This is a genomic window from Haloferax sulfurifontis, assembly GCF_014635105.1.
GTDB lineage: Archaea > Halobacteriota > Halobacteria > Halobacteriales > Haloferacaceae > Haloferax > Haloferax denitrificans.
This window is the reverse complement of record NZ_BMCI01000002.1, coordinates 405834-418266: the sequence shown is the minus strand read 5'-3', so window position 1 is coordinate 418266 and position 12433 is coordinate 405834. Positions and strand designations below refer to the sequence as shown.

Annotated in this window: 13 protein-coding genes; 5 read left to right on the top strand and 8 right to left on the bottom strand. The window is 67.6% G+C overall.

Features of this window, described 5'->3' with window-relative positions:
- Window positions 1–114 precede the first annotated feature (114 nt).
- Together IEV64_RS06625 and IEV64_RS06620 are read left to right on the top strand one after the other, a co-directional pair.
- Window positions 115–954, top strand: coding sequence for a proline dehydrogenase family protein (locus IEV64_RS06625; protein WP_188423482.1), 840 nt, complete (start codon window positions 115–117; stop codon window positions 952–954).
- Window positions 955–1035: 81 nt separating this feature from the next.
- The gene (locus IEV64_RS06620) at window positions 1036–1683 is read left to right on the top strand and encodes a DUF502 domain-containing protein (protein WP_007274994.1); all 648 of its coding nucleotides are present in this window, start codon (window positions 1036–1038) and stop codon (window positions 1681–1683) included.
- 96 nt (window positions 1684–1779) lie between these two features.
- On the opposite strand, the gene IEV64_RS06615 is transcribed toward IEV64_RS06620, so the two are convergent.
- On the bottom strand, window positions 1780–2718 hold the full coding sequence (locus tag IEV64_RS06615) for a branched-chain amino acid transaminase (protein WP_004969041.1): 939 nt from the start codon (window positions 2716–2718) through the stop codon (window positions 1780–1782).
- 90 nt (window positions 2719–2808) lie between these two features.
- Here IEV64_RS06615 and IEV64_RS06610 point away from each other — a divergent pair, with 90 nt between their 5' ends.
- A complete protein-coding gene (locus IEV64_RS06610; RefSeq protein WP_188423481.1) occupies window positions 2809–3699 on the top strand; it encodes an NAD-dependent epimerase/dehydratase family protein in 891 nt (296 codons plus the stop codon).
- A 39-nt stretch (window positions 3700–3738) separates the two neighbouring features.
- On the opposite strand, the gene ribB is transcribed toward IEV64_RS06610, so the two are convergent.
- The 3 genes from ribB to IEV64_RS19945 form a co-directional block, all read right to left on the bottom strand.
- On the bottom strand, window positions 3739–4428 hold the full coding sequence (gene ribB / locus IEV64_RS06605) for a 3,4-dihydroxy-2-butanone-4-phosphate synthase (protein WP_007274996.1): 690 nt from the start codon (window positions 4426–4428) through the stop codon (window positions 3739–3741).
- Window positions 4425–5165, bottom strand: a complete 741-nt coding sequence (locus IEV64_RS06600) for a DUF120 domain-containing protein (protein ID WP_007274997.1) — start codon at window positions 5163–5165, stop codon at window positions 4425–4427. Before IEV64_RS06600 ends, ribB begins: the two co-directional genes overlap by 4 nt.
- Window positions 5166–5597: 432 nt before the next feature.
- Window positions 5598–5750, bottom strand: coding sequence for a DUF7563 family protein (locus IEV64_RS19945; protein WP_198526076.1), 153 nt, complete (start codon window positions 5748–5750; stop codon window positions 5598–5600).
- A 211-nt stretch (window positions 5751–5961) separates the two neighbouring features.
- Between IEV64_RS19945 and argS the strand changes: the two genes are divergently transcribed.
- A complete protein-coding gene (argS, locus tag IEV64_RS06595; RefSeq protein WP_188423480.1) occupies window positions 5962–7725 on the top strand; it encodes an arginine--tRNA ligase in 1764 nt (587 codons plus the stop codon).
- Between the two features lie 45 nt (window positions 7726–7770).
- On the opposite strand, the gene IEV64_RS06590 is transcribed toward argS, so the two are convergent.
- Together IEV64_RS06590 and minD are read right to left on the bottom strand one after the other, a co-directional pair.
- Window positions 7771–7908 (bottom strand): hypothetical protein, encoded by a 138-nt coding sequence (locus tag IEV64_RS06590; RefSeq protein WP_004969033.1) that lies wholly within the window; start codon window positions 7906–7908, stop codon window positions 7771–7773.
- A gap of 39 nt (window positions 7909–7947) precedes the next feature.
- The gene (gene minD / locus IEV64_RS06585) at window positions 7948–9729 is read right to left on the bottom strand and encodes a cell division ATPase MinD (RefSeq protein ID WP_188423479.1); all 1782 of its coding nucleotides are present in this window, start codon (window positions 9727–9729) and stop codon (window positions 7948–7950) included.
- Window positions 9730–9884: 155 nt separating this feature from the next.
- Here minD and prf1 point away from each other — a divergent pair, with 155 nt between their 5' ends.
- Window positions 9885–11129 (top strand): peptide chain release factor aRF-1, encoded by a 1245-nt coding sequence (prf1, locus tag IEV64_RS06580; RefSeq protein ID WP_188423478.1) that lies wholly within the window; start codon window positions 9885–9887, stop codon window positions 11127–11129.
- A 57-nt stretch (window positions 11130–11186) separates the two neighbouring features.
- On the opposite strand, the gene IEV64_RS06575 is transcribed toward prf1, so the two are convergent.
- Window positions 11187–11570, bottom strand: a complete 384-nt coding sequence (locus IEV64_RS06575) for a DUF6276 family protein (RefSeq protein WP_188423477.1) — start codon at window positions 11568–11570, stop codon at window positions 11187–11189.
- Between the two features lie 88 nt (window positions 11571–11658).
- On the bottom strand, window positions 11659–12354 hold the full coding sequence (locus IEV64_RS06570; protein ID WP_007275006.1) for a V-type ATP synthase subunit D: 696 nt from the start codon (window positions 12352–12354) through the stop codon (window positions 11659–11661).
- Window positions 12355–12433 lie beyond the last annotated feature (79 nt).

Here is a 12433-nt window from a genome sequence, read left to right as displayed (position 1 = left end):
GCGGCGAGGAATGTAAGTTCCGACGGTTCGTCGCCGCTCGACGCGCCGGAGTCGTTCGATTTCGCGTCCGAATCGATGATAACCCTCAATAGCTGACGGTCGCAATCGTTCGTTATGATTCCGCCCATCGCGAGCAGGTTCGTCGCCGGAGAGTCCGCGGCGGGAGCGCTCGACCACGCCCGACGGATGAACGACGACGGCGTGGCGGTCATCCTCAACCTCCTCGGAGAGCACTACGACGAGCGCGCGCCCGCCGACGAGGACGCGGCGGCGTACGTCGAACTCGTCGAGGACATCGCCTCGACCGGCATCGACGCCTGCGTGTCGGTCAAGCCCTCCCAAATCGGCCTCGACGCGGGCGACCGCGTGTTCGAGGAGAACTACCGGCGCATCGCCGAGGCGGCGGACGAACGCGGCGTCTTCCTGTGGTGCGACATGGAGGACCACGAGACGACCGACGTGACCCTCGACGCCTTCGAGGAACTCGCCCGCGAGTTCGACGGCGGAATGGGGCTGTGCGTGCAGGCGAACCTCAAGCGCACGCCCGACGACCTCGAACGCCTCGCCGACGTGCCGGGAAAGCTTCGCCTCGTCAAGGGCGCGTACGACGAGCCCGCCGCGGTCGCCCACAAGCAGAAATCGGCGGTCAACGAGGCGTACAAGGAGCTTCTGGCGTACCTGTTCCGGGAGTACGACGGCGGCATCGCCGTCGGGAGCCACGACCCCGAGATGATAGCCTACGCCCGGGACCTCGGCGCGGAGTACGACCGCGACTACGAGGTGCAGATGCTCATGGGCGTGCGCGAGGTCGCCCAGCGCGAACTCGCCGCCGACGGCGTCGAGGTGTGGCAGTACGCGCCCTACGGTGACAAGTGGTTCTCCTACTTCTACCGGCGCGTCCGCGAGCGCAAGGAAAACGCGCTGTTCGCGCTCCGCGCCGTCGTCGGTGTCTGAGCGAGCGCCGGAACGCGGCGCGTGCCTCTCGTCTCCCACTAGAAATCCCCTTATGTCCGCGGGTTCACATACCCGATATCAATGTCCTCGTGGAGACGCGATTTCGCCAGCGGCCTCGTGGTCCTCGTCCCGCTCATTGTCATCATATACATATTTTCGATATTTTACAATGGCATCACACAGCTACCGTTCGTTTCGACGGTCCTGTTAGAGCCGGGGCAGGAGCCGACCACCGAATCGCAGGTGCTCGGGTTCTTCATTGCGATCATCATCTTTCTCCTTCTCGTCCTCTCGGTGGGCTATCTCATGCGGACCACCGTCGGCCGCGTGCTCGAATCGGGCATCGACGCGGCGATGAACAAGGTCCCGCTCGTCCGAATCGTCTACAACGCTTCTAAGCTCGCGGTCGAAACCGCGCTCACCGGCACCGAAGACCTCCAGAAGCCGGTCCGTCTGGAGACGTGGCCGGGCATCCGCATGACCGCGTTCAAGACGGGGAAGACGACGAAAGACGGGAGGGAGATTATCTTCATGCCGACCGCGCCGAACATCACCACCGGGTTCGTGATGGAGGTCGACCCCGAAGACATCGAAGAGACCGGTGAGAAGGTCGAAGAAGCCCTCACGCGCGTCCTCTCGGCCGGGTTCGCCGAACAGGAAGGCGTCGACGAGTTCGACATCGAAGTGACCGAGGAGTCCGGCGACAGGCGGGTCGTCGCCGACGAGTAAGGAAGGCGCTCCCACCGGGTCGTCGCCCGCGGCCGTCGCCATCGCTCGCGGCGGGGCGACGACAGAAAGAAAGCTCGTTTTCGCGGCCGTCTCCGGTTACTGCTCGTCGACGTAGGTGAACCACTCTTCGTGGTCGTCGGTGCGGCGCTCCACGAGGTCGAAGAAGGCGGTCTGGAGTTCCTCCGTGACAGGGCCGCGGGTTCCCTCGCCGATGACGACGTTGTCGACCTTGCGGATGGGGGTCACTTCGGCGGCGCTCCCCGTGAAGAACAGCTCGTCGGCCGTGTTGAGTTCGCCGCGGCTGATGGTCGCGCTGTCGTCGACCTCGTAGCCGCGCTCGCGGGCGAGCGTGATGACGGTGTCGCGGGTGATGCCGTCGAGGATGCTCTGGGAGAGGCCGGGCGTGTAGAGCTTCCCGTCGCGGACCATGAAGATGTTCTCGCCGGGGCCCTCGGCGACGTTGCCCTCCTTGTTCAGGACGATAGCCTCGACGTAACCGTTGCGGCGGGCTTCCTCGCCCGCGAGCATGGAGTTCACGTACAGCCCGGTCGTCTTCGCGTTCGTCGGAATCTGGCTGGAGGCGTGCTTGCGCCACGACGAGACCATCACGTCGACGCCGTTTTCGAGCGCGTCCTCGCCGAGGTAGGTCCCCCACGGCCACGCCGCGATGGCGACCTCGGTCGGGTTGTCCTTGGGGCTGACGCCGAGCGAGTCGTAGCCGTAGAAGGCGATGGGGCGGATGTAGCCGCCGTCGAGGTCGTTGCGGCGGATGACCTCCAGCGTCGCCTCGGTGAGTTCCTCGCGCGTGTACGGAATCTCCATGTCGTAGGGTTTCGTGGAGTTGTAGAGCCGTTCGAGGTGTTCCTCCCAGCGGAAGATGGCCGGGCCGCGGTCGGTGTCGTAAGCGCGGACCCCCTCAAAGACGCCCGTTCCGTAGTGGAGACCATGGGTGAGGACGTGCACCGTCGCGTCCTCCCAGTCCGTATATTCTCCACTCATCCAGATCGTCGAGACATCCATCTCGTCAAATCCCATGTAGTGGCCTTCGGCGGCCCCCCTCTAAAATCATGACGACCCGACTACCGCGGCCCCCGCGGTTTTGTCCGCGGGCCGCCATGACGGGGTATGAGCCTCGAATCCGTCGCCGTCACGGGCGGGACCGGGAATCTCGGGCCGACCGTCGTCGCCCACCTCCGCGCGAGCGGCTACACCGTCACGAACCTCTCGCGGCACAGCGAGTCGTCGCTCGCGGACCACGACTACCGCGTGAGCGCGCTCGACCCGGGCGACCTCACCGCGGCGCTCAGCGACGTCGACGCCGACGCCATCGTCCACCTCGGAGCCATCTCGACGCCGACGAACGACCCCGGCCACCGCGTCTTCGAGAGCAACGTCCAATCGACCTACGTCGTCCTCGAAGTCGCCGCCGCGCTCGGCATCGACCGCGTGGTCGTCGCCTCCAGCATGAGCGCCATCGGCGGGAGCTTCGAGCCCGACCCGGCCCGAATCGACTTCCTCCCGGTGGACGAGACCCACCGCGCGACGCCCTCGAACCCCTACGGCCTCGGGAAGTACGTCGCCGAACGGACCGCCGCGGGGGTGGTCCGCCGCGACGACGCCCCGGAGGCGGTCGCCAGCCTCCGGTTCCCGTGGATGCCGAGCGAGGAGGAGGCGAGACAGACGTTCGCCGAGGCCGACCGCTCGCTGTCGGGACTGCGGGACGCCGGACACTTCCACACCGCGCGCAACACGCTCTTTGCGTATCTGGGTCGGGAGGACGCGGCGCGACTCGTCCGGCGGGCACTCGAAGCCGACTTCGCGGGCCACGAGGTGTTCTGGGCCGCGGCCGCCGACACCTCGACGACCGTCGAGTCGGCGATGCTCGCCAGCGAGGTCTACCCCGGCGCGGAGACCAAAGGGCCGCTTTCGGGCCACGAGGCGCTCGTCTCGACCGAGAAGGCGGAGCGACTGCTGGGGTGGGAGCCGACGTGGTCGTGGCGCGACGGGCGCGCGTGAGAAGATAAGTTGGGGGCGACCGGCGACCCCTTCGGTCGCTCAGACGAGTTCGTCGATGAGGCCGTCGCCGTCGACGAAGGCGAAGCCGTGTCGGTCGGCGTAGTCGCGGGCGGCGTCCTTCGGGAGCGCCGCGCCGGTCTCGTCGTCCAGCATCTCGCAGACGACGACCGCGGGCGGGATGCCCGCCTCGTCGGCCAAGGCGAGGCCGAGTTCGGTGTGGCCCTGCCGGTCCGAAAGCAGGTTCGGCGCGCCGCGGAGCAGGTGGACGTGGCCGGGCGCGCGGAACTCGCCGCCGAAGTCGTCGGCGTCGTACTCGCCGGTACGGGCGGCCTCGGCGACGGGCGCGAGCCGCGAGATGGTCATCGCGCGGTCGCGGTCGGTGATGCCCGTAAACGACTCGCGGTGGTTCACCGTGAAGGAAAACGACGACCGCGAGTCGTAGGCGAGGTCGTGGGAGGACGCCGCCGGGTGGTCGAGCACGTCGTCGATGAACGGGAGGCCGAGGGACTCGGACACGTCGTTCGGGAGGGCGACGCAGACGAGGCCGCCGGCGTCGTTGCGCATCCGGGCCACGTCGGCGGGGCCGACCGCCCCCGCGGGGTAGACGAGGTCCGTCTCGCCCTCGCGGTCGTCGAAGTCGTGGACGAGCACCGGCTCGCCGGCGCGGAAGGCGTCGAGGACGCGCGAGACGGCGTCGAAGTCGCCGGTCGACTCGGCGGTTCGGCTCATTCGTACGCCGCCTCCTCGACGCGGACCGTGACCGCGTCGCCGTCGTCGAGGTCGAGTTCGTCGCGGAGCTTGTCGGGCGCGATTATCTCCAGTTGCGACTCGTCGTGGTGGGTCCGCTCGGGGACGATGATGTGGACCGGCTCGTAGGAGTCGCCGCCGACCGCGACGGAGGCGGCGTAGCACGTCGCCGGGCCGAAGGTGCGCTCGTCGTCTTCCCAGCCGTCTATCGGGACCGCGTCGAGGGCGGTCATCCCGGCGCGGGCGCGGACCGCGTCGTCGCCGAGGCGGACGTTCAGCGTGCCGGGGAACGGCTCGTAGCCGAGTCGGTCTTTGAACTGCTTCATGTACCCCGAAAGCGAGATGTAGTGGCGGCCCTCGCCCATCCCCCCGGTGACCTCGCCGTCGAGGACGACCACGGAAGGCGTCTCGAAGATGCGCCGGTAGTCGGCGTACTCCTGTCTGAGCGCGGACTCGCCCGCGTCGGTGATGGTTATCCACTGGCCGTCGGCGACGACCTCGCGGTCGACGAAGTCGGCCTCTTCGAGGCGTTGGAGGCGGCGCGAGGCCGTCTGGTTCGACACGTCGAGCCGATTCGCGACGCCGGAACAGGAGAGCTTGACCGGGCCGGAGCGCCCGCCGTCGAGCGCGACGAGCTTGAGCGTGGCCAACTCGTCGTACCCGACCGCCGCGGCGACTGCCGATTCTGACATACCCTCGGCTTCGAACGCGCGCCCCATAAGCGTATCGTAAGTGGAATGCGTTCCAAAAGTGAGGTGGTTGGCGAGAAGTGAGGTGGCGAGGCGGGGCCCCACAGATACGCGATAGTTCCAATCGCGGACGGGTAAGTCCGTCGGTCAGTCTACCGCGGCGAGAAGGGGTCGTTCCGGGGGGAAACGCGGTCGTACCGCGCGATTCCACGAGCGGGCGTCAGCCGCTGAAATCGACGGGGTGCGGCTCATGGCCGAGGTGGCGGTCCGCGGTCGGGGGGCGATAGACCGGGACCGAATCGGGGCGCGTCGGGCCGAGTTGGGGGCAAAGTGGGACGGGCCGGAAGCGCGTGGAACGGTGAGGGACGGCAGGGGGGCGCTGTGGGGGGGAGTGACGGCGTGACGCCGTGCGTGCGATTCCGCGCGTCCGAATCCGTCGGGGTCGACGACCGAACGGCGACCTCAGAGAGACGACGCTCGCCGCTCGGTGCTGACCTGTGAGATACCCGCGTTCGCCGAGCAACTGGGACACGCGTAGACGTTGCCGTCCTCGTCGCCGAAGACGCGGACGAAGTTGTTCGACACGAACGCATCGCAGTGGTTGCATTGACTCATGGGTGGGTGGTGAGAGCGGCGGGTCGCCGCCCGTGGTTTGACAGTCGTCCGCGTACGATATACCACTATTACCTAACTGGTAAGGTATCGGTGCGGTTGGCGCTAACACCGCCCCCAGAACCGGGGGAAACGAACGTCCCTTCCCGTCGTGGTCCGCGGTCGCTCGGACGGTTCGGAAAGGCCTTTAGCCGCCTATCGAGAATCCGCGTACATGTTCAGACAGTTCCGTGAGGAGGTCGAGACGGCGCTCTCCGCGGCGCTTTCGTCGCTCGACCTGCCCACCGACGACCTCGGGGTCGAGGAGCCGCCGGAGGACGTACCCGCGACGCTCGCCTCCAGCGTCGCCTTCCGACTCGCCGGAGTCGTCGGCGCGCCGCCGCCGAAAATCGCCGCCGACATCGCCGAGGAGCTCTCCGTCGAGGGCTACGACTACCTCGCCGCGGTCGACACGCAGGGGCCGTACGTCAACTTCCACGTCTCGGACGCCTACTACGACGACACCCTCGAATCGGCCGCGACTGACGAGGCGTACGGCCGCCTGCCCGCGACCGGCGACAGCGTCGTCGTCGAGCACACGAGCGCGAACCCGACCGGTCCGGTCCACGTCGGCCGCACCCGCAACCCGGTCATCGGCGACGCCGTCGCCAACCTGCTCGACTTCGCCGGCAACGACGTCGAGCGCCACTACTACGTGAACGACGCCGGCCGCCAGATGGCCGTTTTCACGTGGGCCTACGAGACGTTCGACGAGGACGACCTCGAAAGCGAACCCGCCCGCGAGCGCGTCGAATACGACCTCGTTCGCTACTACCGCAAGGGCAACGCCTTCCTCGAAGCGGCCGACCCCGAGGAAGTCGAACAGGCCGAAGCCGAAATCACCGAGATCCTCCAGGGCATCGAGGAGGGCGACGAGGAGACCTACGCCCGCGTCGAGACCGTGGTCGACCAGGTGCTCGGCGGCATGCGCGAGTGCCTCGAACGCCTCCCCGCGGAGTTCGACGAGTTCGTCAAGGAGACGCGGTTCATGTTCGACGGGAGCACCCGCGACCTCGCGGAGCGCCTCAAGGAGACCGACCACGCCGTCTACGAGGAAGACGCGTGGCAACTCGAACTCGACGACTACGGCTTCGAGAAGAACCTCGTGTTCCTCCGCTCGGACGACACCTCGCTGTACACGACGCGCGACCTCGCCCACCACGAGTGGAAGTTCGACAACTACGACCGCGCCGTGACCGTCCTCGGCGAGGACCACAAGCTCCAGTCCGGCCAGCTCCGCGCCGCGCTCGACATCCTCGGCAACGACGTGGACAAACTGGAGAACGTCATCTACTCGTGGGTCAACCTCCCCGGCGGCGAGACGATGTCCACCCGCAAGGGGACGGGCGTCATGCTCGACGACCTCCTCGACGAGGCTATCGACCGCGCCCGCGACGAGGTCGAGACCCGCCTCGAAGGCCGCACCCGCGACGACGACCTCGGCGAGGCCGACATCGACCGCATCGCCCGGCAGGTCGGCATCGGCGCGGTCCGCTACGACATCGTCTCCAAACAGCCCACGAAGACCATCACCTTCGAGTGGGACCAGGCGCTCAACTTCGAGGCCCAGTCCGCGCCGTACATCCAGTACGTCCACGCGCGCTGTTGCGGCATCGCCGACGAGGCGGCCGCCGCCGGCCTCGACGCGAGCGAGGTCGACCCCTCGGTGCTGACGACCGACGCCGAGCGCGACCTGCTGGCGACCATCGCGCGGTTCCCCGCGGTCGTCGAAACCGCGGCCGACGACCTCGAACCGCACACCGTGGCGACGTTCGCCCGCGAACTCGCCGAGGTGTTCAACACCTTCTACCGCGAGTGCCCCGTGCTCGACGCCGACGAGGAGGTCGGTGCGGCCCGCCTCGCGCTCGTCGAGGCCTCGCGGAACGCGGTGGCGAACGCGCTCTCCATCGTGGGCGTGGAAGCGCCCGAGTCGATGTGACCGCGGGCTAAGCGAGTTCTTCGGCGACGGCTTTTTTCGAGCGATTCAGAAGAAAAGCGGGAGCGCCGCGGTCCCGGAGATGAGCGACCCGCCGACCGAGAAGACGACGGCGGCACCACTGCCGAGCGCAAGGACGAGAAACAGCACTATCCACCAGAAGGGAACGGACTCAGATTCTGCCATAGAGGCCATTCCGCAGACGCGAGTAAAAGGCCTTCCCGTTTAGCCGAGGAAGCGTCTGAAAAAGCCCTTTTTCTTCTCGTCGCCGTCGTCGTCGAACGACTCGACCTCCTCGACGAGCGAGGTGGTGTAGACGCCCTCCTCGTCGCCGTCGTCGGCCTCGTCGGCCTCGTCGTCCGCGTCCGCTTCGGCGTCGGTCCCGGACGCGCTCGGCTCGGCCTCGGCGACGAGCGGTTCGGCCGCGTCGGGCGCGTCTACCTCCGGTTCCGCCGCCTCGGTCGGCTCGTCCGAGTCCGAGCGGGCGGGCGCGTCGTCTCCCGAGTCGGGTACGGCCGCCCCTTCCGCGAGCGGGTCCGCACCCGTCGAGCCGGCGTCGGCGTCGACATCCGGACCGGGAGTGGCGTCGATATCCGAGACGGATTCGCCGTCGGCGTCGCCGACCGACTCCTCTTCGGCCGTCGAAGTCCCGCGAGTGACCGCTTCGAGGTCCGCCGCCAGCGGGTCGGTGTCGGGTTCGTCGTCGCCGACCGGCTCGGGGGCGGCGACCACCGAATCGTCGGTCGCGTCGGCGGCCAGCGGGTCGGCCGGCGCGTCCGTCGCGTCGTCCTGACCGGAGGCGACGGGGTCGGCGGGGTCGACTTCCTCGACCGCGCCGGAGTCGTCCACGCCTTCGGCGGGGGACGAGTCGGGTTCCGTGACGGACGCGTCCGAGTCCGCGACTGACCCGCCGGAGAACGGGACCGACGCCGCGAGCTCGTCGTCGGTCACGGACTCGTCGTCGGAGCCGGCGTCAGCTTCCACACGTTCCTCGGCTTCTGGTTCGGCCTCCGGTTCGGATTCGGCCTCCGGTTCCGCCGTGACCCGGTCTTCGTCCGCGACCGCGGCGGCGACGTCGTCGGGGACGGCCTCGGGGGCCGACACCTGTGCAGGGGCGGGGTCCGGGTCCAAATCCGGGTCCGTCTCGGGAGCCGGAGCCGACGCCGACTCGCCCGCGGGGTCTGCGGGGTCGTCGTCGGCCTGCACGACCGAGACGTGTTCGTCCGTCTCCGGCTCGGCGGCGTCGCCGTCGGCCGCGTCCGTCTCCGACTCGGCGGCGTCCCCCGCGGCGTCCGGAATCGGGACCGGCTGGCCGGTGAGCGCCTCGGCGAGCGCGCGGTAGCCCGCGGCGGCGATGCTGTCGGGCGAGCGGGCGACGACCGGAATCTGCGTGTTGAGCGCCTCGCGGATGGCCGGGTCCTCCGGGACGACGGCGATGACCCCGGCGTCGAGGAGCGAGGCGACCACCTCGGCGTTCGGGTTCGACTGGTCGACCCGCGTGAGGACGACGCCGACGATGTCAGCACCGATGCGGTCGCCGAGCTGTCGGGTCTTTTCGGTGTCGCCGAGCGCCTCGCGCTCCGTCGTGGAGACCAAGACGACCTCGTCGGCGAGCTTCAGCGGGACGAAGGTGTCGTCGCTCAGCCCCGCGCCGGTGTCGATGATGACGATGTCGTGGGTGGCTTCGAGCGCCGAGACGACGGCGTCGAGTTCCCGCACGTTCGCCGTCGCGAACGCTTCGAGGGCGTTCGAACCGGGGACCACCGAGAGTCCCGCCGGTCCGTCGTAGACGGCCGCCTCGACCGCCGCCTCGCCTGTCAACACGTCGTGGAGCGTCGCCCCGTCGGGGTCGACGCCGAGCGCGCCGGCGAGATTCGGCATCCCGAGGTCACCGTCGACGACGACGACGTCGTGACCGGCCATCGCGAGCGTCGTCCCGAGGTTGGCCGTGGTCGTCGTCTTTCCAACCCCGCCTTTCGCGCTGGCAACTGCGTACACCCGGGCCATAATTCCAACGTCGAAGTCCACCCGTGACAGCCACATAAATGTTCTCCGACCGCGCCCGTCTCCGCAGTCGGGTCATACGGTCCCTCGTGCGGCGAGATACCGCGGCGCGTGCCCAGTCAAAGGTTACTTAGCCGCTGGAGGGACTAGGTGGAGTGATGAGTAGCGACGCCGAGGAGGCGAGCGAAGACCGCCGAAAGTACGAGTTCAAGAAGGTCATCGAGGACCTGCGAGAGTACGAAGGGTCGGGAACTCAGCTCGTCACCATCTACATCCCCGAAGACAAGCAGATTTCCGACGTGGTCGAACACGTCATCACGGAGCACAGCGAAGCGTCTAACATCAAATCGAAGCAGACGCGAACGAACGTCCAAGACGCCCTGACGAGCATCAAGGACCGGCTCCGGTACTACGGGAACTTCCCGCCGGACAACGGCATCGTGATGTTCTCCGGCGCGGTCGACGCCGGCGGCGGCCAGACGACGATGGTCACCAAGGTACTCGAAAGCCCGCCGGAGCCGATTCAGTCGTTCCGGTACCACTGCGACTCGAACTTCCTCACCGGGCCGCTCGAGGACATGCTCATGGACAAGGGCCTGTTCGGCCTCATCGTCCTCGACCGCCGCGAGGCCAACGTCGGCTGGCTCAAGGGCAAGCGCGTCGAGCCGGTCAAGAGCGCCTCGTCGCTCGTCCCCGGCAAACAGCGCAAAGGTGGTCAGTCCGCCCAGCGTTTCGCCCGCCTCCGCCTCGAAGCCATCGACAACTTCTATCAGGAGGTCGCCGGCATGGCCAACGACCTGTTCGTCCCCAAGCGACACGAGATGGACGGCATCCTCGTGGGCGGTCCCTCGCCGACGAAAGACGAGTTCCTCGACGGCGACTACCTCCACCACGAACTGCAGGACCTCGTCGTCGGGAAGTTCGACGTGGCCTACACCGACGAGTCCGGCCTCTACGATCTCGTCGACGCCGGTCAGGACGCGCTGGCCGACCAAGAGGTCATCAAGGACAAAAAGCAGATGGAGGAGTTCTTCGAGAAGCTCCACCGCGGCAACGAGTCCACCTACGGGTTCGAGGCGACCCGGAAGAACCTCGTGATGGGGTCGGTCGACCGCCTCCTCATCTCCGAGGACCTCCGAAAGGACATCGCCATCTACGACTGCGACGGCCAAGAGGAGTACGAAATCGTCGACCACCGTCGCGACACGCCCACCCACGAGTGCGAAGGCGGCTCGGAGGCCGAACTGAAAGAACGCGAGGACGTCATCGAGTGGCTCATGGACCTCGCGGACCAGCGCGGCACCGAGACGAAGTTCATCAGCACCGACTTCGAGAAAGGCGAACAGCTCTACGACGCGTTCGGCGGCATCGCCGGCATCCTCCGGTACTCCACCGGCGTCTAAGCGACCTCCTCCTCGGCGTCTTCACGCCACGGTTTCGACAGCACAGAGCGGCGGCGCTCAGAGGAACGCGTCCAACTGGCTCTGCCGGCGGGCGACGTCGAAGTGGGGGTCTGTCGCCGCCCGCTGGAGCCGGTCGAGGGTGAGATGCACGTCGGTACCGGACCGCTCGGCGAACTCCACGCAGTCGACGATGCCGGCGCGGTTGAGCGCCAGCGAGTCGAGCATACCGACGAGGAGCGCGACCGCCGCGCCCGCGTCGCCCTCGGGAAGCGCGACCGCGAGCGGCCGCGAATCACCCTCCGTCACCGGCTCGTCGGTCGGGTGGAGCCCGAGACAGTCGGCGCACAGTCCGACGGTCAACGCCGCCTCGGGCGCGTGGGCTTCGAGCGGTTCGGGCACCGCGAAGACGGCGAGCTCGCCGTCGCAGTCGGGACAGGACATGGGAGTCCCTACGCGCCGGTGCGATGAAAAGCGGTCGGAGACCCGACCGAGAGAAAACGGAATCGAGAGAGAAACCGGGCGAGTCCGGTCAGTCGGCCGTCGCCGCTTCCGCTTCCGCTTCGGCCGCCGCCTTCTCCGCGGCGCGTTCTTCCTTTTCTTCTTCTTCCTTCTTCGCCTTGATCTTCTTCAGGCGGAAAATCTCCTCGCGCTCCTGTTCTTCGAGCTTCTGCTCGATGTACTCCTGGTTCTCGTACAGCTCCGGGAGCAGTTTGAACTCGAGCGCGTTGACGCGGCGCTTCGTCGTCTCGATCTCTTCGAGCATCTTCTTCATCGCCGTCTCGACCTCCGCGGCGAGGATGATGGATTCGAGGAGCTCCTCGTAGGCGTCCGCGGCCTCGTCGATGCGGGCCGAGGAGCCGAGCAGGCCGTAACCGCGCTGGTCGAGGCTCTTTTTCACGCGCGAGGACTCGATCTGCGGGACGACGACGCCCATGATGTTCTTCGACTGCGTCGTGATTTCCGGGTACTCCTTCAGCGCGGCGGCCGCGCCGCGGACCGCCACGTCTCCCTCCATGGCGCGGGCCATGTTGATTTTGTTCTGCGCGCGCACGTAGTCCTGATTGAGGTTGGCCCGCACGTCCTGGGCCTGGTCGAGGATGTCCATGAACTCCATGATGAGCCCGTCACGCTTCTGTTCGAGCGTGTCGTGGCCCCGCTCGGAGAGTTCGATGCGATCTTCGATCGCCATCAAGTTCTTGCGGGTCGGCTTGACGTCTTCGGCCATCGTTGCCGGGGGTTGTTCGCCTGGGGTGTTAATCTTTTACTGTCTGGCCGGCCGGACCGCCCGAAATCGGTCGGAACGC